This is a genomic window from Paenibacillus sp. FSL W7-1332, from assembly GCF_037969785.1.
In the GTDB taxonomy this organism is placed as follows: domain Bacteria; phylum Bacillota; class Bacilli; order Paenibacillales; family Paenibacillaceae; genus Paenibacillus_AQ.
In genome coordinates this window covers 2602969-2629205 of sequence record NZ_CP150209.1, presented here as the reverse complement: position 1 = coordinate 2629205, position 26237 = coordinate 2602969, and the positions used below count along the sequence as shown (strand labels likewise).

General features: G+C 50.2%; 27 protein-coding genes, 1 riboswitch and 1 other annotated feature. Of the genes, 3 read left to right on the top strand and 24 right to left on the bottom strand.

Annotated elements, in window-relative coordinates; all coding sequences use genetic code 11:
* Window positions 1-26: 26 nt before the first annotated feature.
* On the top strand, window positions 27-938 hold the full coding sequence (locus MKX98_RS11585) for a polysaccharide deacetylase family protein (RefSeq protein WP_339223065.1): 912 nt from the start codon (window positions 27-29) through the stop codon (window positions 936-938).
* A gap of 51 nt (window positions 939-989) precedes the next feature.
* Here the strand turns inward: MKX98_RS11585 and MKX98_RS11580 are convergent, their stop codons facing one another.
* From MKX98_RS11580 to MKX98_RS11570, 3 genes are read right to left on the bottom strand one after another with little or no spacing between them, the layout of a single operon-like run.
* A complete protein-coding gene (locus MKX98_RS11580) occupies window positions 990-1808 on the bottom strand; it encodes a metallophosphoesterase (RefSeq protein WP_220685890.1) in 819 nt (272 codons plus the stop codon).
* Window positions 1805-2215, bottom strand: a complete 411-nt coding sequence (locus MKX98_RS11575) for a hypothetical protein (RefSeq protein ID WP_220685891.1) — start codon at window positions 2213-2215, stop codon at window positions 1805-1807. Before MKX98_RS11575 ends, MKX98_RS11580 begins: the two co-directional genes overlap by 4 nt.
* Complete coding sequence (locus MKX98_RS11570) at window positions 2202-2801, bottom strand: CPBP family intramembrane glutamic endopeptidase (RefSeq protein ID WP_071223912.1); 600 nt, start codon at window positions 2799-2801, stop codon at window positions 2202-2204. The genes MKX98_RS11575 and MKX98_RS11570 overlap by 14 nt, the downstream gene beginning before the upstream one ends.
* 226 nt (window positions 2802-3027) lie before the next feature.
* Window positions 3028-3258, top strand: a binding site (T-box leader).
* 191 nt (window positions 3259-3449) lie between these two features.
* Between MKX98_RS11570 and serA the strand changes: the two genes are divergently transcribed.
* Complete coding sequence (gene serA / locus MKX98_RS11565) at window positions 3450-5042, top strand: phosphoglycerate dehydrogenase (RefSeq protein ID WP_071223911.1); 1593 nt, start codon at window positions 3450-3452, stop codon at window positions 5040-5042.
* Between the two features lie 125 nt (window positions 5043-5167).
* Here the strand turns inward: serA and MKX98_RS11560 are convergent, their stop codons facing one another.
* From MKX98_RS11560 to ribD, 18 genes are all read right to left on the bottom strand, one after another.
* The gene (locus tag MKX98_RS11560) at window positions 5168-6601 is read right to left on the bottom strand and encodes an ATP-binding protein (protein ID WP_339223061.1); all 1434 of its coding nucleotides are present in this window, start codon (window positions 6599-6601) and stop codon (window positions 5168-5170) included.
* A gap of 1 nt (window position 6602) precedes the next feature.
* The gene (locus MKX98_RS11555) at window positions 6603-7319 is read right to left on the bottom strand and encodes a response regulator transcription factor (protein WP_009595176.1); all 717 of its coding nucleotides are present in this window, start codon (window positions 7317-7319) and stop codon (window positions 6603-6605) included.
* Between the two features lie 101 nt (window positions 7320-7420).
* Window positions 7421-8674, bottom strand: a complete 1254-nt coding sequence (ccsB, locus tag MKX98_RS11550; protein WP_339223058.1) for a c-type cytochrome biogenesis protein CcsB — start codon at window positions 8672-8674, stop codon at window positions 7421-7423.
* Window positions 8661-10364, bottom strand: a complete 1704-nt coding sequence (locus MKX98_RS11545; protein WP_339223057.1) for a cytochrome c biogenesis protein ResB — start codon at window positions 10362-10364, stop codon at window positions 8661-8663. Before MKX98_RS11545 ends, ccsB begins: the two co-directional genes overlap by 14 nt.
* Window positions 10361-10888 carry a redoxin domain-containing protein gene (locus MKX98_RS11540; RefSeq protein ID WP_071223907.1) on the bottom strand — a complete coding sequence of 176 codons (528 nt, stop codon included), beginning with the start codon at window positions 10886-10888 and terminating at the stop codon, window positions 10361-10363. Before MKX98_RS11540 ends, MKX98_RS11545 begins: the two co-directional genes overlap by 4 nt.
* Window positions 10889-11013: 125 nt before the next feature.
* Window positions 11014-11769, bottom strand: coding sequence for a pseudouridine synthase (locus tag MKX98_RS11535; RefSeq protein ID WP_071223906.1), 756 nt, complete (start codon window positions 11767-11769; stop codon window positions 11014-11016).
* 21 nt (window positions 11770-11790) lie between these two features.
* The gene (locus MKX98_RS11530) at window positions 11791-12129 is read right to left on the bottom strand and encodes an N-acetylmuramoyl-L-alanine amidase (RefSeq protein WP_216530951.1); all 339 of its coding nucleotides are present in this window, start codon (window positions 12127-12129) and stop codon (window positions 11791-11793) included.
* 126 nt (window positions 12130-12255) lie between these two features.
* On the bottom strand, window positions 12256-12789 hold the full coding sequence (locus MKX98_RS11525; RefSeq protein ID WP_071223904.1) for a spore maturation protein: 534 nt from the start codon (window positions 12787-12789) through the stop codon (window positions 12256-12258).
* A gap of 6 nt (window positions 12790-12795) precedes the next feature.
* Window positions 12796-13428, bottom strand: coding sequence for a nucleoside recognition domain-containing protein (locus tag MKX98_RS11520; protein ID WP_339223053.1), 633 nt, complete (start codon window positions 13426-13428; stop codon window positions 12796-12798).
* Between the two features lie 63 nt (window positions 13429-13491).
* Window positions 13492-14673, bottom strand: a complete 1182-nt coding sequence (locus MKX98_RS11515; protein WP_220685897.1) for a D-alanyl-D-alanine carboxypeptidase family protein — start codon at window positions 14671-14673, stop codon at window positions 13492-13494.
* Between the two features lie 170 nt (window positions 14674-14843).
* Window positions 14844-15296 (bottom strand): GerW family sporulation protein, encoded by a 453-nt coding sequence (gene ytfJ / locus MKX98_RS11510; protein WP_220685898.1) that lies wholly within the window; start codon window positions 15294-15296, stop codon window positions 14844-14846.
* Window positions 15269-15952, bottom strand: a complete 684-nt coding sequence (locus MKX98_RS11505; protein WP_339223051.1) for a DUF2953 domain-containing protein — start codon at window positions 15950-15952, stop codon at window positions 15269-15271. The genes ytfJ and MKX98_RS11505 overlap by 28 nt, the downstream gene beginning before the upstream one ends.
* Window positions 15953-16148: 196 nt before the next feature.
* Complete coding sequence (scpB, locus tag MKX98_RS11500; protein ID WP_071223899.1) at window positions 16149-16754, bottom strand: SMC-Scp complex subunit ScpB; 606 nt, start codon at window positions 16752-16754, stop codon at window positions 16149-16151.
* Window positions 16723-17514, bottom strand: coding sequence for a segregation/condensation protein A (locus MKX98_RS11495; protein WP_213645147.1), 792 nt, complete (start codon window positions 17512-17514; stop codon window positions 16723-16725). Before MKX98_RS11495 ends, scpB begins: the two co-directional genes overlap by 32 nt.
* A 67-nt stretch (window positions 17515-17581) precedes the next feature.
* Window positions 17582-18049: a 6,7-dimethyl-8-ribityllumazine synthase gene (gene ribE, locus MKX98_RS11490; protein ID WP_220685900.1), complete on the bottom strand. Its 468-nt coding sequence runs from the start codon at window positions 18047-18049 to the stop codon at window positions 17582-17584.
* Window positions 18050-18305: 256 nt separating this feature from the next.
* On the bottom strand, window positions 18306-19544 hold the full coding sequence (locus MKX98_RS11485) for a bifunctional 3,4-dihydroxy-2-butanone-4-phosphate synthase/GTP cyclohydrolase II (protein WP_194541905.1): 1239 nt from the start codon (window positions 19542-19544) through the stop codon (window positions 18306-18308).
* 48 nt (window positions 19545-19592) lie between these two features.
* Window positions 19593-20261 (bottom strand): riboflavin synthase, encoded by a 669-nt coding sequence (gene ribE / locus MKX98_RS11480; protein ID WP_194541904.1) that lies wholly within the window; start codon window positions 20259-20261, stop codon window positions 19593-19595.
* 23 nt (window positions 20262-20284) lie between these two features.
* Window positions 20285-21385 (bottom strand): bifunctional diaminohydroxyphosphoribosylaminopyrimidine deaminase/5-amino-6-(5-phosphoribosylamino)uracil reductase RibD, encoded by a 1101-nt coding sequence (gene ribD / locus MKX98_RS11475; protein WP_339223045.1) that lies wholly within the window; start codon window positions 21383-21385, stop codon window positions 20285-20287.
* Between the two features lie 267 nt (window positions 21386-21652).
* Window positions 21653-21836, bottom strand: a riboswitch (FMN riboswitch).
* A gap of 199 nt (window positions 21837-22035) precedes the next feature.
* Between ribD and MKX98_RS11470 the strand changes: the two genes are divergently transcribed.
* Entirely contained in the window at window positions 22036-22437 is a 402-nt protein-coding gene (locus tag MKX98_RS11470) for a thioesterase family protein (protein WP_194541902.1), read from the top strand.
* 68 nt (window positions 22438-22505) lie between these two features.
* Here MKX98_RS11470 and MKX98_RS11465 read toward each other — a convergent pair whose 3' ends face one another.
* The 3 genes from MKX98_RS11465 to MKX98_RS11455 all read right to left on the bottom strand — a co-directional run bounded on the left by MKX98_RS11465 (window position 22506) and on the right by MKX98_RS11455 (window position 26233).
* Window positions 22506-22937 carry a peptidylprolyl isomerase gene (locus tag MKX98_RS11465; protein ID WP_009595227.1) on the bottom strand — a complete coding sequence of 144 codons (432 nt, stop codon included), beginning with the start codon at window positions 22935-22937 and terminating at the stop codon, window positions 22506-22508.
* Between the two features lie 212 nt (window positions 22938-23149).
* Entirely contained in the window at window positions 23150-24481 is a 1332-nt protein-coding gene (gene lysA / locus MKX98_RS11460; protein WP_339223043.1) for a diaminopimelate decarboxylase, read from the bottom strand.
* Between the two features lie 117 nt (window positions 24482-24598).
* Window positions 24599-26233 carry a spore germination protein gene (locus MKX98_RS11455; RefSeq protein ID WP_194541900.1) on the bottom strand — a complete coding sequence of 545 codons (1635 nt, stop codon included), beginning with the start codon at window positions 26231-26233 and terminating at the stop codon, window positions 24599-24601.
* Between the last annotated feature and the right edge of the window lie 4 nt (window positions 26234-26237).

The following is a 26237-nucleotide window of genomic DNA, read 5'->3' as shown; positions in this document are numbered from 1 at the left end:
TAAATACAGGAAAGTGAGATGGAATCATGGTTAGAACACGAACAGTACTTCTGCTGGCTTGCTGCCTTATGCTCAGCGCTTGCGGCAACAACGGAGTTGATCAGAAGCAAGGCACGGCCACGGAAGTCGGTAATGACAGAGCAACGCAGCAAAATGAAACCTCTGGACAGGCGTCCGCTCCGAAAGAAGGTACCGACAAGTCAACCGACACGGACAAGCCTGAAGCCGAGCCTGAAGTAGATACTCCCGCGGACCCATCGGATGAAGCTGTCAAGAGTCCCGATGCCGAGGCGCCGACTGAACCGAAGTATCACATGAATAAGGTGTATCGCATCGTCCCCAATGATGATACCGTACCCGAAAAAGTGGTGCTGCTCACATTTGACGACGGTCCCAAGGAAGAAAAAATGATCAGCCAAATGATCGATACGCTCGACAAACATAACGCCAAAGCGATTTTCTTCGTGAATGGATACCGCGCAAAGGAACATCCTGAACTGCTGAAGCTGATCCATGACCGCGGTCAAATCATTGGGAATCATTCCTGGGACCATATCGACCTGAAAAAAGAAAATAAACAGACGGTAAAGAAACAGATCGGCGATGTGCAGCAAATCGTCAAGGAAGCGACCGGATCGGAACCGAAGTTTTTCCGTCCTCCGTTCGGCTCAGGCGGAGATATCGTCAAGGAAGTTGCCCTTAGTCATGACCTGCTGTTCATGACCTGGTCCAACGGTTCGCTGGATTGGGAAAGCAAAAGCAAAAACAAGCCCGAAGCCGTAGTCAGCAATGTGCTCGAGCAGCTTCACCCCGGCAGCAACATTCTGATGCACGAGCTTCCGTGGACCGTAGAGGCCCTCGATACCTTACTTACCAAGCTTGAAGCCAAAGGATATGGCTTCGTGGATCCGCGACAAATCGAACCTAAAATAAGATAATCCGGGAAAACACAAAAACCTTAATTCTGCCGTCACCATCTGACGATCGAATTAAGGTTTTTTGCGTAATGTAATCACATGGTATTCTGCGGGACATTGCAAGCGCAGCGGGATATGGGAAGTACCGAATCCCCGGCTGATCAGCATCCTGGAAGAATGTTCGGTTTCGCCCGTCTTTCTCGGCAGTGCATACCATCCGGATTTAAACTTCTTGTAGAAGCGCGTCAGACGGACGGCTCCGGCCAACGGCAGCACGATCTGTCCCCCATGGGTATGTCCTGCAAGCACCAAATCCCCATGCACCACATCCTTGTCCTTGATCCATATCGGATCATGCACCAGAATGATGTGATACTGGTCTTCGGCTGCATTCCCCCGAAATCTTGTGTAAGGGTGTTTCCGGCTGGCTGGCTGCCTTACACCGCTGAGAACAATTAACTCGTTACTCCGTTGTAACGTAACGGTCTTGTCATTCAGCAGCATAACGCCGCTCTCCCGCAACGCTTTACGGACAGCGTCCTTGCCTGCATTGAGATCATGATTCCCCAGGACGGCATAGACGGGTGCGATACGGACCAGCACCGACATGTTATGCCTCAACCGCTGAAGGGGCACTCCTCTTTCCGTGATATCTCCGCCAAGCAGTACGCAATCCACCGATGAAAGATTGGATAATAGCTTCTCTTCTGACAATTGTCTGCGATGTATATCGGTGATGAACAATATCCGAAACCCGTCAAACGAGTGAGGGATACGTTCGGATACGACTTCTTCCTCACGCACCCGATAGCCCCTGGCCTCAGCCCTCATCCAGCCGATAGCGCCTGCACCGAGTGCCGCAGCACCTGCTATCCACATCAACACACTCATAATAACTCCTTTAACAATTCCTTTAATGGAGGTGCTCCGATAAGTCCCCACCACAGAAGACCTACCATTAACAATATGAAAATGACGATCAATGAGTTCACAAACCATTTGCTCATTCTTACGCGGTACGAGGAATATGTATTCGTGCGTTTAGGAGCAGACGCTTCTTCCTCTGTTTGACGCTGACGTGACCGGGTCGATCTCGAACGGCTCAAGCCGTCCGCTGTTGTGCTGCTCTGGGGCTTTTGCTCCACGGAGCTTGCTCGGGGTGGCGATTTAGATCGACTCCGCGTTTCATCCGCTTGTTGCGGCTTCGCTGCCGTTCTTTTTTCTGATTGAGCCGTTGACTTGTTTTTGCGGCTTTTATTTCGGCTCTGATGTCGCTGCATTCTACTAAGTTCGTTCATGTTCCTCTTTCCTCCGAAACCGAATCAACATTCCTGATATGAAATCAATCAGAAAATGGCACAGGATTGGTGCCCAAATGGTACCCGTTTGAATATAGACGTAGCCCAGACCGTAACTGCTTAGGAAAACCCACCCGGTTGGAAGCCAATGCTTTAAATATCTGACATGAATAAGCGCGAACAAAATACTCGTCCAGTACGGTCCGAACGCATGCTGGATAGCTCCTCGAAACAATAACTCCTCGCAGATGGATACAACCAAAGCTATAACAAAAATATGCCAAACCGGCCTTTTTCGGAACAGCATTTCATTGATTCCGCCATCGTCCATACTATCCTCTGATACAAACCGGGATAAAACAAAATCCACTACGAGCATGGCGGCAGCAAGTCCGAGCCCCCAATAAACGAACTCGATATCCTTCGGAATGACAAAGAGCCCAAACGGATTCCTCTGCTGAAACAGGATCCAGATCAACCCTGCAATAAGTGTCAATGCTTGGGTAAGATACAGATTAATAAGCAGCAGCCGATCGTTTAATTGGTGGGCTTCGATTCTTTTTACGCGTATTTTAAATTTTTTCATAGAAGATGGGCCTGTCTTTCATCTTGATTTTTAAGATTATCATCGAATACAACCATAGTAATTTCAGAATCATTGAATCATAGGCGGGCATATGCATCATAGCAAATTAACGGCATGACATTCAAGGCTATCCCTTGTTTCTTCCCCTACTTTAAGGCCTATGAGCGAAATAAACACCTATTGACACAATGTTAGAGCCATGATACATTATGAAAAAATTAATCTGTGAAAACCGATGATGGAAAAGAGATGCTGTAACGTCCTCAGAGAGCCGATGGTTGGTGTAAATCGGTGGCGTAAAAGTATTCTTGAGCGTTCCTGAGATATTTCGCTGAAACTTGGAGTAGGCGCAAATCGGATGATATCCGTTACCAATCATGGTCTGAACAGACCGCTTGAGGCTGCCGCAACATGGCAGCGAATAAGGGTGGCACCACGAATAACTCTCGTCCCTTACTACGGAGGTAGTATGCGGATTGGGAGTTTTTTTATGTTCCTGTCTCTTTGCCACGACACCGCGTCAAACCTGTATAGACCTCTTGCAGCTTTATTGGAATCTTTGGTGTATAACGGAATACGCCCCGCGTAATCCTTATTCAATATTGCAGTACCGCATTTTATAGAGGATTTTAAGGAGGAAGAGAAACCATGTTTAAAGTATTGGTATCGGATCCGATCAGTGATTTGGGGATCCAGCAGTTAATGGATGCCGCCGATGTGCAGGTAGACAAAAAAACCGGGCTCAACGAGGATGAGCTCACTGCCATTATCGGTGAATACGACGGACTCCTCGTACGGAGTCAGACACGTGTAACAGAACGCATTATGAATGCAGGAACCAATCTCAAGGTTGTCGGCCGTGCTGGCGTTGGCGTTGACAACATTGATCTTGAGGCTGCTACGAAGCGCGGGATCGTTGTTATCAATGCGCCAGACGGTAACACCATTACAACAGCGGAGCATACGTTTGCCATGATGATTGCCCTCGCCCGCCACATCCCTCAGGCCTATGCCAAAACGGTGGGCGGATCCTGGGACCGCAAATCCTTCCTCGGCGTTGAGCTTCGTAACAAAACGCTGGGGGTCATGGGAATGGGCCGAATCGGCAGCGAGGTGGCTAAACGCGCCAAGGCTTTCGGCATGAACATTCTTGCCTTCGATCCGTTCCTGACGGAAGAACGTGCGGACAAACTGGGCGTGACACTCTCCTCGGTGGATAACATTATCCGCAGCGCAGACTTCATTACCGTCCATACTCCGCTTACGCCGGAAACCCGCCATATGATCGCAAGACCGCAATTCGAAGTGATGAAGCGCGGCATGCGGATCGTGAACTGCGCCCGCGGCGGCATCATTGACGAGCGCGCCCTTGTGGAAGCGATCGATGAAGGCATCGTTGCCGGAGCCGCATTTGACGTATTCGAACATGAGCCGCCTGAAAGCGATCATCCATTCCTGAACCATCCAAAGGTTATCGTGACCCCGCATTTGGGTGCATCTACCGTTGAGGCTCAGGAGAACGTTGCGATTGACGTGTCGGAACAAGTGCTTCATATCCTGCGCAACGAGCCGTTTAAAAATGCGGTCAACTTCCCGCTTGTAGCGGCCAGCGTAATGAACAAGCTGCAGCCTTACTTCTCGCTCGGCGAGAAATTGGGTAGTGTAGCGGCTCAGATCACCGCACACGCGGTGAAGGAGATTCACGTTGACTATGCAGGCGAGCTGGCTGAAGTCGATACGCAGGCCCTGACCCGATACATCGTGAAGGGTGTGCTGGAACGCCATCTCGGAAGCGAAGTGAATATCGTAAACTCCATGCATTTGGCAAAAAGCCGTGATCTTCACGTCGTTGTGTCCCAGACACCAAAAACCAAAGACTTCACCAACCTCGTTACCGTTACGCTTAAAACGCAAAACGGTTTAGAGCGAATTGTCGCAGGTACACTCCTGCTGGGTTACGGCGAACGGATTGTCCGTCTGGATAAATTCCCGGTCGATATCTCTCCGGAAGGTCATCTGATTCTGATCTCCCATAACGACAAACCGGGCATTATCGGTCGTGTCGGAACCCTGCTCGGCGAGAACGATGTCAATATCGCCTCCATGCAGGTTGGACGTAAAGTCATCGGCGGTGAAGCCATCATGCTTCTGACGGTCGATAAAGACGTTCCTAAAGACGTTCTGGTCAAGCTTGCCGGGCTGTCGGAACTGAACACCGCGCAGCAAATCGCGCTGGGCTAAATTCAGGCCAAATATAAAACAATAAGGGGTTAATCATTGTTCCACGTAGAACAAGATTAACCCCTTTATTTCAACAAAAAAACACGCTCCTTGCGAGCGTGTTTTGTCTTTTGCGGAGACATTCCCTAAGATTCTGCCGATTTTGTAGGAATGATCATCGTAAACACCGTTCCTTCGCCTACTTCACTTGTTGCGTTAATCGTGCCATGATGCGCTGTCACGATATTTTTCACGATGGCGAGGCCTATGCCGGTTCCCACCGTCTCCCCCCGCACACGCGCTTTGTCGGCCTTGTAGAATCGCTCAAAAACAAAAGGCAGATCTTCAGGCGGAATACCGACGCCTTGGTCGCTAATCTTCACCTGGAGCGCCTCTGTATTCGATACGGTAATCCGATCGGCAATGATTCGGATCTGCTTGCCTGAAGGCGTATGACGAAAAGCATTGTCCAGCAGATTGGTCAGCACCTGTTCAAGCTTATCTTCATCCGCTGCTTCGAGCAGAAGATTCGGGTGAAGTTTGTTGAGCTGAAGATCAATATCGCGTTCCTTGGCACGAACGGTGAACTTCCGGTATACCCTTTCACACAATTCACCTGCATCCATCTCCCGCAGGGACAACTCTGCGTGCCCTGCTTCCATACGTGTTAAATCAAGCAGATCCTTCACCAGCCGGCCCATCCGCAGGGATTCCTCATGAATCACCTGTATCAGCTCCCTGCTCTCCTCCGGTGAAGCCGCCATCCCGTCAAGCAGCGCTTCACTGTAGCCCTGCATCATGGACAGCGGCGTCCGGATTTCGTGCGACACGTTGGCAATGAAATCCGTACGCATCTTCTCCAGCGTGACCTGCTCGGTAATATCTCTTAATACAACAACGGCGCCGCGGATCACTTCATCCGAATATAAGGGAGCCATATGTGCTGACCAAATTCCCTGCTTCACATGCAGGTCAGCGCTTTGGTCCTTCCCTTCGTTCACGGTGGTATAATAGAGCTCACTGAGCGGTTTCGGCATGACATCGGCCGCCCAGCCTCCGCCCTGCAACTCATCATCCCACTCCAGCCCTTTCCAGGTTTTCATGATTTCCTGCCCTGGCGGGTTCACCAGAATGACCTGACCGTGATTATCAAAAGTAATCACCGCGTCGCTCATGCTTCTCAGCACACTGGACAGATGCTCCTTCTCATGGTTCAAGTTGCGGATATTCGTTTCCAGCTCTGCTGCCATATGGTTGAACGTATTGGCCAGCTCGCCAATCTCGTCACTGGTCACAAGATTTAGCCGAGTGCCATATTTCCCTTTACGGATGTCATTGGCGGCCTCAATGAGCTGCTGCATGGGCTGGGTAATCTTCGTTAACAGAAACAACCCGAAAAAGGTGGTCATCGAAAAACCGATAATGGCTACATAAGTAAATAAACGTTTGATGGCATCCGAATTCGCAAACGTGGTATCGATATAGGGGAGCAAAAATAATCCGAGCGTCAGCAGCACGCACGCGACTAAACAGGTTATCGTAATCCACAGCTTGCCGACGAGTGATCTCCAGAAACTCACGTTACTTCGGGACCTCCAGCTTGTAGCCTACTCCCCATACGGTAGTAATCATCGCTGCGGACTCCGCGGATACCTTATTTAACTTCTCGCGCAGCCGCTTCACGTGAGTATCGACTGTGCGAAGATCGCCGAAAAATTCATAATTCCATACGTCCTTAAGCAGTTCTTCCCGGGAGAATACTTTGTCCGGGGACGAGGCCAGGTAGTGCAGAAGCTCATACTCCTTCGGCGTCAAACTGATTTCATGCCCGCCGGCCGTCACGCGGTGAGCATCATGTTCAATGATCAAATGCGGGAAAACAATGCTGTTGCTTGGGTTTGGTTCCTTGCTCAAATAGGCCGTAGCGGATGAGCGGCGCAAAATCGCCTTCACGCGGTAGATCACCTCGCGCGGGCTGAACGGCTTCACAACATAATCGTCGGCTCCCACTTCAAATCCCTGTACGCGGTTTATCTCCTCACCCTTGGCAGTCAGCATGAGAATGGGCGTAGACTTCACCTGGCGGAGACGGGTGCACACTTCGACGCCGTCCATGCCGGGCAGCATGACGTCCAGAATAACGAGCCCGTAATCTTCCGAGCTTGCTTTGCGAAGTGCAGTTTCTCCATCTTCCGCCTCTTCGATTTCATAACCTTCCTTCTCCAAATACATTTTTAACAAGCGGCGAATCCGTTCTTCATCATCAACAACAAGAATACGATTTCCGTGCTCTGACATTGGCGGCCAACTCCTTCATTTTTATAGGGAAAATCAGAAGTGGCCCTCTTGGTTAAGAAAGGGCCCTTCTGATTGATCATTCACTGCTATTCTATTGACAATTAATCGGTTCCCGCATAGGAATGCAGACCCGCGATAATCAAGTTGACGCCGACCAGCGTAAACATGACCACGATAAAGCCGATAACGGACAGCCAGGACGAGTGTTTCCCCTGCCAGCCGCGCGATAGCCGTAGATGAAGGTACACGCTGTAGAACAACCATGTAATAAGCGCCCACACTTCCTTCGGATCCCAGCCCCAGAACCGGCCCCATGCAATTTCTGCCCAGATCATGGCGAATATGAGACCACCCAGCGTAAATACCGGGAAACCAATCGCAATGGCGCGATAGCTGATTTCATCCAGATCGTCCGGATCTAATCTATTCAGTGCAGGCTGAATGAATTTTGCCAGCGGCTTACGCAGAATCAGGCGGAGCAATCCGTACAGGATCACCCCCGTGATCAGCGACCATATCACCGTATTCAGCTTACGCCCCGCATTCACGCCGTGCATCCAGGACGGAGCTTCCATGAGTGGAGATTTCATGCCCAAGAAGGACTGCATGCTCTCCGTCTCGCTTTTATAAGGTGCAACAAGCGGTGGCATGTTATATTCCACTTTTACTATTGTACTATTTTCTGTCTTCGGGTCAACCAAAGTCTGGTTAAACTCAGCCTGATATCCGCTTGCACGGAAGCTGTACACCGACAAAATAAATCCGATCAGTATCACGATGGCAAACATGCAGAGTTCAAGCCAGCGCTGTTCTCTGCGTGCGCCCTTGTCTGTCCTGCTAAAGTTAACGGTACGGAGCAGGTGCATCAAGCCGGCAATAAAACCGACCGCAAAAAATGCATCGCCCAGCGCAGCCAAGGTTACGTGAATCCCCAGCCAATAAGACTGAAGCGATGGAATCAGCGGCTGCACTTCCTGCGGAAACACGGCTGCATATGCCATGATCAGAATCGCCAGCGGCAGGGCAAACAATCCGAGCAGCGATTTTTTGTAGATAAAATAAAGTACGAGGAAGGCAATCATGATTGCCATCGACAAGAAGGTCATAAACTCATACATATTGCTGACAGGCACATGACCAGAGCCCGCCCATCTCGTAAAGAAGTAGAGCAGATGTCCGATCAAACCGATCGATGCCGTAACAAATGCGATCTTCCCCCATTTAGCCAAATGGGCTTCAGGGTCCCGCTTGCGGAACCGTCGTCCCATAACGGCAAGTGCATACATGATAAATGCCGCACAGTACAAGGTAAAGGCAACGATAAACGCGTTGCCGCTAAAATCAATTAGATTCATCCTTAGTCCCCCTGTTATTCTCCAATGACTTTTCATCGACATCGATATTCATTTGCTTGAGGATCGCGGAGACCTCCTTGCGAATCCCAAACCAGTTCTTGTTCGTATGTGCGCCAAGTGTCAGCGTCCCGTCATCAATACGCAGCCAGATCCGGCGATGGGTGAAATAAAAGCCCATGATCAGGCCGATCATACCGATAAAACAACCAATCCAAATGAACGGCATGGCTTTATCCACACGAATATTCAGATAAGTCGTAGATTCCGAAAAGTCCACATCGTCCATGCTGAGAACATCCAGTTGTACGAGCGCTTCCCCACCCGCCAGTTGTGCATTGATCGCTTCCTGGTTAAAGCGTTCCTTATCGATCTGTTTCGGGAAGTAGAAATATTGAATGCCTTCCTTCGGCAGTTCAGGTCCCTTAATCAGAAATAAGAATGCAGGCGCATTCGGGTTAGGTGACAGATTTACCGGTTTGCCGTTATCGCCAAGTCCAAAATCGGTAAAGGATTGTGTAAGCGTTAACGTATATTCTCCCGCCTGATACTCTCTTTGAGGATCGTCGATAGACAATGTAATTTTGCCGTATTCCTTCCCGCTCTTACTGTCAACCAGCACCGGCGAAACCGAACGGAGAATCGGGGTCAGATCATAATCGAATTGATAAGCTTTTAACCCTTTGTAATTGAGTGGATGATTCACCTCGATGTTATGACGCATCACTTCCACGAGCTCGGGCTCTTTACCGAGATCGTCACAATTGGCCTCGCACATATACAGAATCGCCTGCGTTTGGAACTCCTTCGGCAGTACTTTATTCTTGCCTTTAAATTCCTCCGGCATATCGTCCTCGGTATAGAACTCCACCTTAAAGCCATCGTTCAATAAATAATAACTAGTGTTCTTGATACGCACAGGCTCATCTTGAGGGAAGGCCATGTGCTCGTCCATATGCAGTCCAGGAAGATTCCGTCCAAGAACCGCAAGCAGGAAAATAATCAGGCCGATATGAAGAACATAGGGGCCCCAGCGGCTGAACCGCTGCTTCTCCGCCAGTAGGGTTCCGCCATCCGTTCGCACGCGGTAGCCCTTCTTCTTAATGATCGGTTTCACCCGTTCAACCCAGTCGGCACCGTCCTCTTCGACTTGTCCTTGGTATACCACCTTTTGGCGGGTAAGGAAGGACATATGCTTCGGAATCCGCTGTCTGCTGAGCGCTTTGTACAGTGGAAGGACCCGGTCGAGACTGCAAATGACAAGCGATGCGCCGATCATGACAAGCAGCAGCACGAACCACCATGACGTGTATGTATGGGACAGCCCGAGCAAGTAATAAATATGCCCCAGCTGCCCGTACTCCTCTTTGTAATAGACCGAGGGGTCAATATTAAGGAATGTGCTTTCCTGCGGAAAGATGGTCCCTAGTGAGGAGCCAATCAGAGTAAGCAATATCAGATATATTGCTACTTTTACCGAAGAAAAGAAATTCCATACCCGATCGATAATACCGGGATTTTCTTTCTGTGATCGACGAGCAACGCCGTCATACCGCATTTCCAGAATCGGCTGGGCCTCTGCTTCCTCGGTCAGCGGCTTTCCGCATGCCTCGCAGAGGACCGTCCCCGTTGGATTCTGGTGTCCGCAATCACACTTCGTATTCTGGATCAAAGGCTTGGAACCTTGACTCATTTCGCATTCACCAACTGTTCAATTTGTTTGTCAAGGGTGTTCAAATCCAGTTCGCCTATACGGATATGATCAATTTTGCCAGAGGCCGTAACAAAAAAGGTGGTCGGCATCGGCCCAACCCCGAAGCTGGCAACAGCATCCCGTTTAGGATCCATCAGTATGGGGAACTTCACGCCGGTTTGAGCAACAAAATTCTCAACGGTCATTTTGTTCTCGCCCACATTAATTCCAATGATCTCAACGCCTTGACTGCTCCATTTCTCCCACTGGGCTTGAAGAGCCGGCATTTCCCGCACGCATGGCGGACAGTAGGTGCCCCAGAAATTAATCACCCTGGCCTTGCCTTCGTATTCGCTCATGGTATGTACGCTGCCATCCATGCCTAGAAGTTCAAAGTCCGCTGCCTTTTGACCCACTTTGGGAACCTTATCAGAGCCGAATACAACAGTTGCAACGGCGTAAACTCCGACCAGGATGATGGCAAGCAGAATCACAATCTGTACGCTTTTCTTTGATTTGCCCATAAAGCAGCAGCTTCCTTTCTATGACATTCATCATATCGTTTACTACGGGTGTGAACATCCTATGAACAATTATAACGAAATTTGTCATAAACGCCGCTCGCCATTTTGAATATTATGTGTCGGGTTTAACGTTTTCTCTTCGGTTTCCCGCCCGGCTTAGCGGCTTTCGCCATCTGCAAAAGCTGGTTGATTTCATCCGCTGTCAAATGGCGGTACAAACCTCGTTTTAAATTTTGCAGCAGCAGATCTCCATAAGATATCCGCTTCAAACGCGTTACCGGATGGGAAATCGCTTCGAACATTCTTCTCACTTGACGGTTTCGGCCTTCATGGATGGTAATCGATATGACGGATTGTTTATTATCCGGGTCCACATCCTTATATTCCACTTCGGCAGGAGACGTCATTCCGTCCTCCAGCATGATCCCTTGGCGAAGCTTGTCCAGCTCGGTGCCATGGGGCACCCCTTTCACGGTAGCCAAGTATGTTTTGGGCACATGATATTTAGGGTGGCTGAGCAGATTGGCAAACTCGCCGTCATTGGTCAGCAGCAGGAGTCCTTCCGTATCGTAGTCCAAACGTCCAATCGGATATACCCGCTCTTTGATGCCCTTAAGATAATCCGATACAATTTTTCGGCCTTCGGGATCAGAAGCGCTTGTAATAACTCCCTTCGGCTTGTTCAGCATAATGTATACCTTTTTCTCATTCTTAATCGGTTTGCCTGAAACCGTAATGATATCCTGAGCTGGATCGGCCTTCGTGCCGAGTTCGGTAACGGTCTCTCCGTTTACCTGCACCTTGCCTTCAAGAATCAATTCCTCGCACTTGCGGCGGGAAGCGACTCCGGCCTGTGCCATAATTTTCTGTAATCTCTCCATGTTCGTTAGGTCACCTCATTCCTAATGATAACCATCGACAGGATAAATCACAAGCGCGTTCCATGGAAAATGTGCCCCAGGGCAGGAGTCGGAGTGAGGAAACAAGTATAACGGGGAAATATCATGGAGTCTGGATAGCTCCAAAATGATTTTGCTGGCGGTAAACAGCTGTGTTTTCTGGTCCAGCGACATGGACTCGTAGCCGGTATTAAAGTCGCCCTCCAGACAGATGTGAATCTGGCCCGGGTGAACCAGCACGGATGAAGAAGAAACCGAGCCGTCCGGATGGATTTTAAAATCCCAGTTCCGCGGTTCCCGCTCGCACACGGTATGATGAATAACAAAACCCTCGAATTCCATTTCATCACCCCTACTACAATTTGTAATTGCAGCAGTATATGACGCGAGGGAATCGAGGGTATGGGCACACGTCCTGTTACATAGAAAAAACGCTCCGTCTTACTCAGACCGTCCGAATGATCTCAATTAACCGAACACCAGCAGGCAGACGGCGATCGCCGCAATAAAACCGATCACATCAGAGAACAGCCCCACCTTCAGCGCATACCGGCCATTGCGGATTCCGACGGCGCCAAAGTAGACGGTCAGCACGTACAAAGTCGTATCCGTGCTTCCTTGTATGGTCGAAGCGATTCGGCCAATCATGGAATCCGGACCGTATGCCCGGATCAGTTCCGTTGTATAAGCGAGAGAGCCTGTACCTGTCAGCGGCCTGAGAATTCCCAAAGGCAAAATCTCGCTGGGCACGCCTAGCGATTGCAGAAAAGGGCCCGTCCACCCCACAAAAAACTCCAGCGCGCCGGAAGACCGGAACACGCTAATGGCGACCATCATGCCCACCAAGTGCGGGATGATCCCAATCGCCGTGGAGAAGCCGTCCTTGGCTCCATCCACAAACGATTCATATACGGGCACTTTGCGGGTATAAGCATAAAGCGGAATGAATGCGATAATAATGGGAATAGACCAGGCGGAAACGAGATTAATCCATGACAGCAAGATTCATCACCCCTTCACATCCGGGTTCAGGCTTGTACCGACTCCCGGCGGCTTCTGGCGGCGTATCGTCCTTCTTCGATACCATCGGTCAGCCATAATGGCGGCCGCCGTCGCAATCGCAGTGGCCAAAAGCGTGGTCCCAACGATTTCCGAAGGATTAGCGGACTCATAATTCAGCCTGATCGCGATTAGGGTTGTCGGTATGAGCGTAATGCTGGCCGTATTTAATGCCAGCAGGGTACACATCGCCGGAGACGCTGTTTCTTTATCCGGGTTTAACTTCTGCAGCTCCTGCATCGCCTTAATCCCCATCGGAGTCGCCGCATTCCCCAGACCGAACAAATTGGCGCTCATGTTGGACAATATATAACCCATAGCGGGATGATTCTTCGGTACATCCGGGAACAGGAAGCGGACAACCGGGCCCAGCAGCTTGGCAACCTTCTTCAGCAGGCCCGCGTCCTCTGCCAGGCGCATCATGCCTAGCCAGAATACCAGTATGCTGATGAGACCGAAGGAGACGGTTACTCCCGTCTGGGCTCCGTCAAATGCGGCTTTTGTAACACTTTCGATGTTCCCGTTAACTGCCGCAAAGATAAAGCCGATCAGTATCATCCCCATCCAAATCAAATTGATCATCTCTTCGCCCCCGTTTGCTGCCTCGCTCGCGTGAGAATACACGATCTCTTTAGCGAAGGCTAGTTATGATTTGGCCCTGAACAGATGCCTTAGCACTTCTCCTGCAGACTGCCAAAGCGACAACGAACCGATGGGTCCGGATGTGCTTCTGGACTTCTGCAAAACCTCAGGGACTTCAGGTAACTTGCTTCCTTCGGCATAAACCGGAACTTTGCCGATGCTGACATTATCGAGCAGCAGTTCAATATGACCCCGGAGCCCGAAAGACAAGTCGGGTGTGCTCGCTTTATGCAGGACCAGCCTCTTCACCAGACGCGCTTCCTCATCATGCGCGAACGCATACGTAAAGGAGCTGCCCGTGACCAGTGGATAGCCCTGGATCTTCTGCCCTTTCTCCGTAACCTTTTTCAATGGAAAATGGTTAAATCCGTAATCCAGCATCTTGGAATGATCATTCCAATCGTTGCCGTCGTTCAGCGTAACCGCCGCAATCTGCTGACCGTTTCGGGTGGCAGAGCTTACTAGGCAGCGGAATGCTTTTTTGGTGTAACCGGTTTTGACGCCGTCCGCCCCCTCGTAGAAACGAAGCATCTTGTTTTTGTTATCCCATTTGTAGTCCCACGCTTCATTTGGATTCGGTGCTTTCTTGGTCGGCGTTTTGACAATTTCGCTAAAGACAGGGTTCTTGAGGGCATAAGCCGTCAGTTTGGCAACGTCATTAGCGGAAGAATAATGATCATCATGATCCAAACCATGAGGATTCATAAAATGTGAGTTCGTCAAACCGAGTCCGGCCGCCTTCTCGTTCATCAGCAGCACAAAGCCTTCTTCCGTACCCCCGACATGCTCGGCAATGGCCGTCGCAGCGTCGTTGCCTGATCGCAGCATTAAGCCGTACAGCAGATTCTCAAGTGTCATCTCCTCACCTAGCTTCAGGAAGAGAGAGGAGCCCTCTTTGGCAAAAGCATTCTTGGAGACCTTAACGCGATCGTCCAGCTTGCCGTGTTCAATCGCCACAATGGCTGTCATGATCTTGGTCAGGCTTGCGATTCTTAAACGCTCGTCCCCGTTTTTGCTGTAGAGCATTCTACCGGAAGTGACATCAATCAGTGCAGCTGCCTGCGCATGGTTGGCGGGGCCATTCTCATGATCTGCATGCACGGGGACGGCCGTGACCAGCAAGCAGCTTATGGCAATCAACATGGATAACAAAGACTTGCAGTTCGTCCATTTCATTTTCATCATTTTATCCTCCGGTGTTCAGAAATCTTGTACAAGTATATGTCGTCTGCGCTAAAGGTATGTCCATTTCATAATTATCGAATGAGTTCAGCTTCGCTGAATGCTCATATATCCACTTCTCTTCACAGCAAAAATCCCTTCCGTTATGGACGAAAGGGATTTGCTTGCTCCAATCAGTACGCAGGCGGAGGCGTGGTGCTATTCGCGGCATTGCTTCCTGATTGAAACATCGACTGGATTTGATCGAGTAAATACGGGGTCGCATCAATAATCCGTTCAAACAGATGGGTTTGATTGTCCAGCGGCACGATGTGCACGCCTTCTTTACCCACGACCAGGAAAGCAATCGGTCGAATGGACACGCCACCGCCGCTGCCGCCGCCAAAAGGGAGGGCACTATGATCGTTGTGCGTCCCGTTAGCGGTGGTAGATGCGTGTGTGCCTCCCGCCTCAACGTTGTAGTCGCTACCGCCGGCCGCGAAACCAAACGCCACTTTACTGATTGGCAAGATAACGCTGCCGTCCGGCGTATTCACCGGATCGCCCACAATCGTATTAACGTCCACCATTCCCTTGATGTTTTCCATAGCCGTTTGCATCAAGCCTTGAATAGGGTGTTCTGCCATGATCTAATTCCTCCTTTCACCTTTAACACGCGAACTATAAGTACCAGTCCAGCATACATAGCTTTTCCGCAAGAGATTTTCGCTATGCAGTTAAGCTCTGTGGAAATTTGCGGCGGACCGTTAAAGAGCGGCACCACGTCAATTCGGGGCAGCTCTTCCATGACCAGGCGATACGACATCCATCCAAGTAATGTATGCTTGATGCCATGCAGCAGCCCAGTCGCTACCGCCGTATCGGCCGCATGCTCCAAGGCAATCCGGGTTGACCAGCGCACATCTATGAGATGAACGGCCGACATGGTCTGTCTCAACCACTTTTTGAAACCTTTTGTTGAAAGCATGGCCCGTCCGTAGTCCTTAAATCTGATCGTTCTGCTCGAAGCCTTCGCCTCTTTTGAATCGTGTGCAGTTCCCTGTTCTCCGTCGTCACCAACGGTCTCCTTCTTAAACTCGATCCCACCGTTCGCCAGGTGAAAGGGGACTGCATACTTGCGCTTAATCAATCCGAAGATCATTTTGATTTCCGCCAACACTTTATATTCATCTTTTTTTAGAACCACATCCAGCTTAATCGTTACCTTGGAGCTCAGCACAACGATCAGCAATACGATGAGGAGAACGACCAGACCAGCCGCCAGAAAGATCCATATCCTCACGAAGTAACCCCCAGCACGAACTTAGTCAAATGTAATCCGCTTGGCTTAGTATGGCAAAAGCGCCTCCAAATGATGCGAAATTGTTCCAAGTCCTTCAATTCAAATTTTCGCTAGGGCACATAAAAAAATCCCGGACGATGGATTTCACCATGCCCAGGATCAACTTTTTGCTGCAACCTATAATATTGTATAATGGCTAGCTTTCCTCTACATCATCAAACGTAAGCTGACGACCGTCAAGCTTATCGAACAACAACTGCGTTTCCTCTTCTAAACTATCGTTATCCTCGAATTGCGACGGCTCCGGCAAATCCTTGATATTGGCAAGCCCGAAATATTCCAGGAAGGACTTGGTTGTTCCATACAGAATCGGTCTGCCAATGGCCTCGGCGCGTCCGACTTCCTCGATCAATCCTTTGCTTACCAGCGTATGGATAGCCCGTTCGGACTTGACGCCGCGGATGTCTTCAATCTCTACGCGCGTAATCGGTTGACGATAGGCCACGATGGAAAGTGTTTCGAGTGCGGCTTGCGACAAGGAGGAGCGGGAAGGCGAATACGCCAGGCGCTCAAAATAGGGAGCGTGCTCGGCCAGCGTCGCGATTTTGTAACTCCCCGCAATCTGTACGATCTGAATCCCGCGCTCATGGCGCTCCCATTCCTCCTTCATGTCCTCAAGCGCTTCGCCAACCAGGCCATCCGACTGCTCGGTGATCTCAGCAATTTGCCTAACCGACAAGCCCTCTTCTCCCGACAGGAACAGAAGCCCCTCAATAATCGATTTCAGCTTCGGATAATCCATCAATGCGTCCTTCCCCTCTCCACTCCATGACGATATCTTCAAACAACTTCTCTTGGTAGCACAAAATTTGCTTCATTTTCATCAGCTCCAAAATGGCCAGGAAGGTCACCACGATTTCATGCCGTACCATCTCTTCGTGTAGCAGCTTGGAGAACAGGATTCTGCCTCCAGGCCCAACCTCCTCCAATGCATTCATGACCTGACGAATCCGGTCCTTAACCGATATTTCATCCCGCTGAATGCGGGCATACGATGTACGTTTGACTGCTTTGCTTAACGCTTTTTGAAAAGCAGCGATCAAATCCGAAATATGTAATCCCTGCACCGGATTCTCTTCCACTTCCGGCATGTAAGGCGTCAGGTCTTCCGCTTCCTTGGAATAAATCAGACTGCGCTCCCATTCCTTCTCATGCAGGTGGCGTGCGATGCCTTTGTACTTACGGTATTCGATCAGCTTCGCAATGAGCTCTGCTCGGGGATCCATGTCATCCTCTTCATAAAAATCGAACTCGTCCATTTCGATAACCGGAGGCTTCGGAAGCAATAGCTTGCTCTTTATAGACAGCAGCGTTGCAGCCATGACCAGAAATTCGCTCGTAATTTCCAGCTCCAGCTCCTGCATGTTGTGCAAATAGGCCATGTATTGTTCGGTAATCTCGCTGACGGGAATATCCTGGATGTCGATTTCCGCTTTATCAATCAAATGCAGCAGCAGATCGAGCGGTCCTTCAAACGTTTCCAGCTTGTATAATACGGTCACGGTGAATCCTCCCGCCAAAAAAATAAAATGCAGTGCTCTAAAAAAAGAGCACTACATTAAATAAGCACTATTTTAGGCTTTTCGTCAAGTTCGCCATTTCGATGGCTGCCATGGCGGAATCCCAGCCTTTATTGCCAGCCTTCGTTCCCGCACGCTCCACGGCTTGTTCGATATTCTCCGTCGTCACGACACCGAAAATCGTTGGTACACCGGTCTTCAGGTTAATTGCGGATACCCCTTTGGCCACTTCGTTGCATACATAATCATAGTGCGTGGTGGACCCGCGAATGACGGTTCCCAAGGTGATGATGGCATCGTATTTGCCGCTTTCTGCCATTTTTTGGGCAATCAGCGGGATTTCAAACGCACCCGGCACCCAGGCCACATCGATTTCGTTCTCCTGTGCGCCGTGACGCTTCAGTGCGTCCAGTGCGCCGCTCAGCAGCTTGCTGGTGATGAATTCGTTGAATCGACCTACGACGATCCCGTACTTTAGACCCTCGGATACTAATTTACCTTCAAATATTGTTGTCATGATGAATGACTTCCTTTCGGTTTGGAGTTTATATAAGGTCTTAAGGTGATCATAGTCATTGCTTCGCAAGAAGTCGCTGCCGGATCAAATCGTTCTTCCGATCGCTGTTAAATCCTGATTTCATGATCTATTTTTTCAAGGTGGAAATCAGGATTTAAAGGCGACCGCTACCGCTTCTCCAGAACTGATTTGCTCCTCTGCTTATTATGCTCAGGCAAATCCGTCTTCTCAAATAAGACCTTTTGTTATATGGTGATTAGTTGGCACTCTCGTTCTGCTCGATATCGCTGAATTTCAGCATATGACCGAGCTTGGCTTGCTTGGTATGCAGGTAGCCCGTGTTATCCTCGTTCTCCGGCATTTGGATCGGAACGCGCTCCACAACCTCAAGACCGTAACCCTCGAGGCCTTTGATTTTGCGCGGATTGTTTGTCAGCAAGCGGATTTTTCTGATCCCCAGATCCTTCAGGATCTGGGCTCCGATGCCGTAATCGCGCAGATCCGCCGCAAAACCGAGCTTCAGGTTCGCGTCCACGGTGTCGAGTCCCTCTTCCTGCAGCTTGTAGGCTTTCAATTTGTTGATTAAGCCGATGCCCCGCCCCTCCTGGCGCATGTAGAGAAGAACGCCTCTGCCTGCTTCATCGATTTGGCGGAGTGCCGCCTCGAACTGGGGACCGCAATCGCAGCGATGGGAGTGAAACACATCTCCTGTCAGACACTCGGAATGCACGCGCACGAGGACAGGCTCATTCCCGTCGATCTCCCCTTTTACCAAGGCAACATGCTCTTTATTGTCCACGTCGTTGGTGTAGGCTACGGCCTGAAACACGCCGAAGTCGGTCGGCATCCGCACAGCTACCTCTCGCTGGACAAGCTTTTCTTTTTCATTGCGGTAATGAATCAGATCCTTGATGCTAATCAGCTTCAGCTCATGCTTCTTCGCAATCTCCACAAGGTCCGGCAGCCGTGCCATTGTGCCGTCTTCCTTGATTACCTCGCAGATGACGCCGGCCGGATAGGAGCCGCTCAATCTGGCAAGATCGACAGCGGCCTCCGTATGTCCTGCCCGGCGCAGGACGCCTCCATCTTTTGCGATCAACGGGAACATATGACCTGGTCTTCGGAAATCGGACGCAGATGCATTCGAATCCAAAATGCCTTTGACGGTGATGGACCGCTCATAGGCCGATATGCCTGTCGTAGTGTCCTTATGATCAATGGAAACCGTAAAAGCCGTTCCATGAAAGTCCGTATTTTGGGTAACCATCGGTTTGAGGTCGAGCTCCTGGGCTCTGGCCTGCGTCATGGGCAAACATACGAGCCCACGGCCTTCGGTGATCATAAAATTAATGACCTCCGGGGTTGCCTTATCTGCTAATGCGATAAAATCACCCTCATTCTCACGGTCTTCATCATCGACAACAATGACGACCTTGCCTTCCTTCAAATCGGTTAACGCCTCTTCGATTGTATGAAATGAAAAGCGTTCATCCATCGCTACTCCTCCTTCTTCCACATGGAGACTCTATGTGAATCACCAGGCTTAGGCAAATCCGTGTTCCGCAAGATAATCCCTGCTGATCCCCGGTTTTGTTCCGCCTTTGCTGCCGGCCCCTTCTGAGCCGTAATGCAGCAGGTGATCTACATATTTCCCTAAAATGTCGCATTCGATATTAATCGTATCGCCCGCTTTTTTATAAGCCAGCACCGTCTCCGCCAGCGTATGGGGGATGATGGATACCGTAAAGGAGGAATCTGTCGTTTTGACAACGGTCAAGCTGATTCCATCCAGGGTGACGGAGCCTTTCGGAATGATATATTTGAATATGTCCCCATTCGCGGGCGCAATCTCGTATACCACGGCATTCTGATCTGCCTGCACGCTGCGAATGACGCCGACGCCATCCACATGCCCCTGAACGATATGGCCTCCGAATCTGCCTCCGGCCGCCATCGCCCGTTCCAGATTCACCTTTCCGCCTGGCTGCAGTTCCTTAAGATTGGTATTTCTATAGGTTTCCGGCATCACGTCCACCGTAAATATGCCTTTGTCAATGGTTGTAGCTGTCAAGCAAACGCCATTAACGGATACGCTGTCCCCCAGCTTTAAATCATCCATAATCCGGCTCGCGGAAATGCTCAGCAGCATGGCTTCGCCCTTCCGTCCGATCCGCCTCATCTCGCCGATCTCCTCAACCAATCCAGTAAACACAGGCTTCCCTCCTTTCTTTCTCCTTATTTCCAGACCGGAATTCCGGTGACGTAAATATTGTCGCCAAGTCTTTCGGTCTCAAGTCCTGTCAGCTGAATCGCTTGATTCATCTGCTCATACCCGCTGAACATGTAATTTCCCGGGGAATCGTATCCACCAATAATCTTAGGGGCGATGAACTGGATGAGCCGATCCACCAGCTTCTGTTCCAGCATTGAGCCATTCAGCGTGCCCCCGCCTTCCAGTAAAATGGAGGCAATCCCCTTCTGCCCCAGCTTCACCAGTGCAGCCTTCAGATCCACACGCGGTCCTGGCCCGCAGGGGATAACCTGAACTCCTTGCTCTTCCAGCATGGACCGCTTCTTCTCATCCGCCTGCTCCATCGTCAAGACCCATGTCGGTGCCAAACCGTCTGTCACGACATGGCTGTCGAGCGGGATTCGTAAGCTGGAATCCACAATGATCCTAACCGGATGCAAGCCTTCCACGCCAAGTCTTGTCGTCAGGCTTGGATTATCCGCGATTACGGTAGACACGCCTACCATGATACCCTGGTGACGATGACGCAGCGTATGCACAAGCTCTCTTGCTTCCTCATTGGATATCCACTTGCTATCACCGGTTTTCGAAGCGATCTTGCCGTCCAGCGTGCTGGCTGTCTTTAACGTTACGAAAGGCTGACCCGTCGTAATGAATTTAATGAAGGTTTCGTTCAAGCGAAGAGCACGTTCCTTAAGGACACCGATCTCAACCCGGATTCCCGCTGCGCGCAGCATTTGGATCCCATTGCCCGCAACAAGAGGATTGGGGTCCTCGCAAGCAACAACCACTCGCTGAACACCTTCGGCAATCAGCCTCTCGCTGCATGGCGGCGTCGTACCGTAGTGACTGCAGGGCTCCAGTGTCACGTACACCGTACTACCCGCTGCTTTGCTGCCAGCCATATTCAGGGCATGAATTTCAGCGTGCGGTGTTCCGCGCTCCAGATGTGTTCCCACCCCTGCAAGCGCGCCATCCTTAACGACGACACAGCCCACAACCGGATTAATCCCGGTTTGGCCCTGAGCACGTTCAGCCAGGTCCAGCGCAAGTGACATATAGAATTCATCGTTGACGATATCCATGCTAAACATGCCCCTTTCTCAACGTTCACACAAAAAAGCCCTGCCAAAGATTCGGGGAATCCTTAACAGGGCTTGATGGAAGTTAATAATCGACACACTAAATAACCGTTATGATCGCAGGTTTTGCCTATAACAAACGATTCAAATCCGTTACCGACGACATCAAATCATCGCAAGCACAGGTTAGAATTGCATGTGAAAACCTGCACATAACGCATATCGCGTTGTGTGCACAGACACAAATAGCACATGTTGCTTATGTGTCTTTCACTCCTTCTCCCATCCAGACTATACTGTCGGTCCCGGATTTTCACCAGGTCCACCGCATACGGTGTGTTACAACACACGCATATCCGGGTCACGGACTAAGACGCAGCCATCTGCTTTCTAAAGCTCAATCACTGCGTTCATCACCGCCGGTAGGGAATTTCACCCTGCCCCGAAGGATTAAACATATGAAATTGTTTGATCTTATCAAGAATCTTATCACCACCTTTTGAAAATTGCAAGAAAAACAACTAACTTTTTTAAAGTTTATAACTTAATGACAATATGTGTATTGAATGTAGAAGGAGAATCCTCCCCCAAGGGAGAACAGTTAAATAGGATAAACACAGGAACTAGATACAGTTGAAAAGGAGCACGCAACGATGAAAACATCGCTGGACATTGTCGTCCGTCCTACGGAGATCGACGTCAACGGACATGTAAACAACGCCAAATACCTGGAATATCTGGAGTGGGGCCGTGAGGAATGGTACGAAGCAGGAAATCTTCAATATGACCTATTGAAACGGCTCGGTGTCCAGACCGTTACCGTCAATATCAATATTAATTATCGCAAGGAGTGCGGCCAGGGCGAACGGCTGACGATCGTGACCGAACCGCAGATTATGGGTCGTACGAGTTATGTGCTGATTCAGACGATATACAACGAACAGGGAGAGCTGTGCGCGGATGCCGCCGTTACCAGTGTGGCGATGGATGTACATACTCGAAAAAGCCGGCCTGTTCCGGAGGAGCTCCGCCAATTATTCCCTGACCCTGCCTAACCCCTCCCCGGAATATTAAAAACAGGCTCACCCTTATGAGTGAGCCTGTCCTGACCAGAAGCTAATGGTTACGCTTCGTATACTTCTACTTTTTCCATTTTGTCGCGGCCTTTGAATGCATCCACATACTCCATGCCCTCTACAACTTTACCGAACACCGTATGTTGTCCGTCCAAATGCGGCTGCGGCTCGTAGCATACATAGAACTGGCTTCCGCCCGTGTTGCGGCCGGCATGCGCCATGGCCAAGCTTCCACGCTCATGCTTGTTAGGGTTGATCTCGCAGTTGATGGTATAGCCAGGACCGCCGGTTCCCGTTCCCTGTGGGCAGCCGCCTTGAGCAACGAACCCAGGAATTACGCGGTGAAATACAAGACCGTTATAAAAACCGGAGTTCGCCAATTTCTCAAAATTAGCTACCGTATTCGGTGCATCATTCTCGAACAGATCAAGCACTACCTCTTTGCCGTTCTCTAATGTGATCTTCGCTTTTTTAGCCATATGTGTTATCTCCTTCCGTTATTAGAACGCTTTAATCGATTTTTTTACAATGCATTCTATAGTTTACTATGAATTGAGCTTCGAAGCAAAAACGATCTTGTCCCCCGTTTACACATCCTATATCAAGTCCAAGGCAAACCAAAGAGCCCTGACCGCAGCCGGAGGCAGTGGCGGGCCCTTTTGGGTTATAGAGCCGTAAAACAAACTTCAGATTAATAGGTTACGGTTTCTTTGGTTACACTTGCCGGCACCACATCATGGCTGATGATGTCCGCAAGCGACTCACGGCGTACGACCAGCTTGCTCTGTCCGTCCTTCACGAACACGACCGCAGGTTTGCGGATTCGGTTGTAATTGCTAGCCATGGAATAGTTGTATGCGCCTGTGCAGGATACGGCCAGCAAATCGCCTGTTGCTACCTTCGGAAGCTCCAAATCCCAGATGAGCATGTCTCCGCTCTCACAGCATTTGCCGGCAATGGATACCGTTTCTTCCGGCTTCTCATTCGCCCGGTTCGCGAGCAGCGCTTCATATTTCGACTCGTACAGCGCCGGGCGCGGGTTGTCCGTCATTCCACCGTCTACGGCAACGTATTTACGCACTCCGGGAATATCCTTGCTTGTGCCCACCGTATACAGGGTGGTGCCTGCATCACCAACAATGCTCCGGCCCGGTTCCACCCAAATTTCAGGAAGTTCGGAGCCAAGGCCCGCAAAATGGGTCTTCACGGCATCCGTGATCGCTTTTACATACTGGGATACTTGAAGCGGCGTATCGCCATCCACGTAACGGATACCGAACCCCCCCCCAAGGTTTACAACCTTGAATACAACCCCCAAACCTTCTTTAACGGAAACCGCGAATTCAGCTACGCGCTGAACAGCCATCTGAAAGCCTTCCACCTCAAAAATCTGGGAGCCGATATGGGAATGAATACCCATCAGATGAATGTTCGCTTGAACCTCGGCAAGCTTCACCGCTTCATAAGCAGAGCCGTTGCCGATATCAAAGCCAAATTTCGAATCCGTTTGGCCTGTTGAGATATACTCATGCGTATGAGCCTCAACACCCGGTGTCACGCGTAGCAGAATGTTGACCTTCCGATTCTTCTCGGCAGCAATCGCTTGCAGCATATGCAGTTCAACTACGTTATCGACAACGAAACAGCCAATTTCCGCATCCAGCGCCATCTCAATTTCTTCCGGGGTTTTATTATTTCCGTGGAAATGAATCCGGTCTGCCGGGAATCCGGCCTCAAGTGCGGTGTACAGCTCTCCGTCTGATACGACGTCAAGCGACATACCTTCTTGGTCGGCCAATTGGCACATGGCCATCACGCAAAACGCCTTACTTGCATACGCGACTTGGAACTTCAAGCCGGACGCCTTGAAGGCCTCGATGTATTCCCGACAACGATTGCGAACCGACTGCTCGTCTACAATATATAATGGTGTTCCATATTGAGCTTTCAAATCGGATGTGTCACACCCGCCGATTTCCAAATGCCCCTGATCGTTAATCTTGCTTGTACCGTGTAAAAACATGCTTACAATTCCTCCGATCCATTGATTCAAAATAGGGTAATCGAATAATTGTTCACAGTATAGCAGACAACGGAAGGTAATCAAAATGGATTTTTCAACACAACATTTGTGTTATTGTTATTGCTCGCCTCTCGGATTCATTTCAGGGCCCATTTTGGTGTTGTCGCGTGTTTTATTGTGGGCCGGGCGTCTTCTAGATAGAAGCAGCGGTTTGCGGAACAAAATTTCGCCCATCGCTTTTGCACTAAATGGTATAAATGGCCACAAATAAGAGGAATTGTAGGAACGGTGTGTCGTCAGGAGCAGAATCAGAAGCGTCGTCCCGATGACAAAACCCTTCACCCCAAACAGGGCTGTTGCAAGCAGAAGGAGCAGCCTGACCATCCGGTTGGCAAGTCCCAGCTCATAACTCGGAGTTGCATACATCCCGATGGATGCAACCGCCATATACAAGACGACCTCGTTGACAAACAATCCGGTCTTAACGGCGATGTCGCCGATCAAGATCGCGGCGATCAGCCCCATCGCCGACGCAAGCGGTGTCGGCGTATGAACGGCAGCCAAGCGGAGCAAATCCACGCCGAATTCAACGATCAGAAACTGCAGGATAATCGGAATTTTAGCATTCTCCTGCGGACCGATGATATCGAGTCCCGGCGGCTTCAGTTCAGGATGGACAACAAGCAGCATCCACAGCGGGAGCAGGAACATGGATGCAAAAATGCCTATAAAACGTATCCAGCGGAGATATGTCCCCATAAATGGGGTTTGGCGATTCTCCTCGGCATGCTGACACAGATCCAAAAACGTGGTTGGCATAATCATCACGCTCGGTGAAGTATCTACCATGACAACTACTCGGCCTTCGAGCAGATGGGAGGATACAACATCCGGCCGTTCCGAATATCGGACCAGCGGAAATGGGTGCCAGCCTTTGTTCACGATTGCTTCTTCGAGCTGTTTATCTCCAAGTGGAAGCCCCTCTAAATCCACTTCCTTGATTTTATCGCGAATCGCCTCAACCTGCGTACGGTCCACGATGTCATCTATGAAAACCAGGCACACATCCGTTCTCGTCCGCCTTCCGACCTTCATGACCTCAACGTGAAGTCCCGGATCACGAACCCGTCTTCGCACCAGGTTCACGTTGGTAACGAGTGTCTCCGTAAAACCATCCCTTGCGCCGCGAACGACACGTTCCACCGCAGGCTCCTCGAGCCCGCGCACAGGATATTTCCGGGTATCCAACAAGATAGCGGAATGCGCATCCTCAATGAACAGCGCACATATACCCGAGAGCACTTCGTTAATCACTTTGCTGAGCCTTGTATCCCGCTCCACTTGGACATGGGGAATATAGCGGGTCATCATCTCGGTAAGTGCCTGATTGCTCACATCCTCCGGTGTCAGATACGTCAGCCTTGTCAGTATATCCGTCACCACGGCATCATTCGTGAAGCCGTTTAAGAAGAGAAGTCCCGCGTTTCTCCCGGCAAAGTTCATTTCACGGAATACCACATCAAAAGAAACCCCAAGACCGATAACTTCCTTAAGCACTTTTTTCAGATCACTCAGCTTTGCGGGGACATGGTCTGTATGCTGCCAGTAGATGACGGATTCCTCGGTGCTGTTGGAGGTCTCGGCCTCCCTCTTCTCAGCCAGCTCCTGTTCCTCCAATGCTTTGATCTCCGATGGTGGAATGATTGGAATATCGGTCTCCCGTTCGCCGTTATATGTTGTTTTCTCGTCCATAACC

What these genes read in the sequence shown, in the direction of transcription:
- MKX98_RS11585 (WP_339223065.1), top strand. Translation starts at nt 27, where the DNA reads ATGGTTAGAACACGAACAGTACTTCTGCTGGCTTGCTGCCTTATGCTC.
- MKX98_RS11580 (WP_220685890.1), bottom strand. Translation starts at nt 1,808, where the DNA reads ATGAGTGTGTTGATGTGGATAGCAGGTGCTGCGGCACTCGGTGCAGGC.
- MKX98_RS11575 (WP_220685891.1), bottom strand. Translation starts at nt 2,215, where the DNA reads ATGAACGAACTTAGTAGAATGCAGCGACATCAGAGCCGAAATAAAAGC.
- MKX98_RS11570 (WP_071223912.1), bottom strand. Translation starts at nt 2,801, where the DNA reads ATGAAAAAATTTAAAATACGCGTAAAAAGAATCGAAGCCCACCAATTA.
- serA (WP_071223911.1), top strand. Translation starts at nt 3,450, where the DNA reads ATGTTTAAAGTATTGGTATCGGATCCGATCAGTGATTTGGGGATCCAG.
- MKX98_RS11555 (WP_009595176.1), bottom strand. Translation starts at nt 7,319, where the DNA reads ATGTCAGAGCACGGAAATCGTATTCTTGTTGTTGATGATGAAGAACGG.
- ccsB (WP_339223058.1), bottom strand. Translation starts at nt 8,674, where the DNA reads ATGAATCTAATTGATTTTAGCGGCAACGCGTTTATCGTTGCCTTTACC.
- MKX98_RS11545 (WP_339223057.1), bottom strand. Translation starts at nt 10,364, where the DNA reads ATGAGTCAAGGTTCCAAGCCTTTGATCCAGAATACGAAGTGTGATTGC.
- MKX98_RS11540 (WP_071223907.1), bottom strand. Translation starts at nt 10,888, where the DNA reads ATGGGCAAATCAAAGAAAAGCGTACAGATTGTGATTCTGCTTGCCATC.
- MKX98_RS11535 (WP_071223906.1), bottom strand. Translation starts at nt 11,769, where the DNA reads ATGGAGAGATTACAGAAAATTATGGCACAGGCCGGAGTCGCTTCCCGC.
- MKX98_RS11530 (WP_216530951.1), bottom strand. Translation starts at nt 12,129, where the DNA reads ATGGAATTCGAGGGTTTTGTTATTCATCATACCGTGTGCGAGCGGGAA.
- MKX98_RS11520 (WP_339223053.1), bottom strand. Translation starts at nt 13,428, where the DNA reads ATGATCAATTTGATTTGGATGGGGATGATACTGATCGGCTTTATCTTT.
- MKX98_RS11515 (WP_220685897.1), bottom strand. Translation starts at nt 14,673, where the DNA reads ATGATGAAAATGAAATGGACGAACTGCAAGTCTTTGTTATCCATGTTG.
- ytfJ (WP_220685898.1), bottom strand. Translation starts at nt 15,296, where the DNA reads ATGGCAGAACACCCTATTCAAGGCTTGATGCAAACGGCTATGGAAAAC.
- scpB (WP_071223899.1), bottom strand. Translation starts at nt 16,754, where the DNA reads ATGGATTATCCGAAGCTGAAATCGATTATTGAGGGGCTTCTGTTCCTG.
- ribE (WP_220685900.1), bottom strand. Translation starts at nt 18,049, where the DNA reads ATGACAACAATATTTGAAGGTAAATTAGTATCCGAGGGTCTAAAGTAC.
- MKX98_RS11485 (WP_194541905.1), bottom strand. Translation starts at nt 19,544, where the DNA reads ATGGATGAACGCTTTTCATTTCATACAATCGAAGAGGCGTTAACCGAT.
- ribD (WP_339223045.1), bottom strand. Translation starts at nt 21,385, where the DNA reads ATGGATATCGTCAACGATGAATTCTATATGTCACTTGCGCTGGACCTG.
- MKX98_RS11470 (WP_194541902.1), top strand. Translation starts at nt 22,036, where the DNA reads ATGAAAACATCGCTGGACATTGTCGTCCGTCCTACGGAGATCGACGTC.
- MKX98_RS11465 (WP_009595227.1), bottom strand. Translation starts at nt 22,937, where the DNA reads ATGGCTAAAAAAGCGAAGATCACATTAGAGAACGGCAAAGAGGTAGTG.
- lysA (WP_339223043.1), bottom strand. Translation starts at nt 24,481, where the DNA reads ATGTTTTTACACGGTACAAGCAAGATTAACGATCAGGGGCATTTGGAA.
- MKX98_RS11455 (WP_194541900.1), bottom strand. Translation starts at nt 26,233, where the DNA reads ATGGACGAGAAAACAACATATAACGGCGAACGGGAGACCGATATTCCA.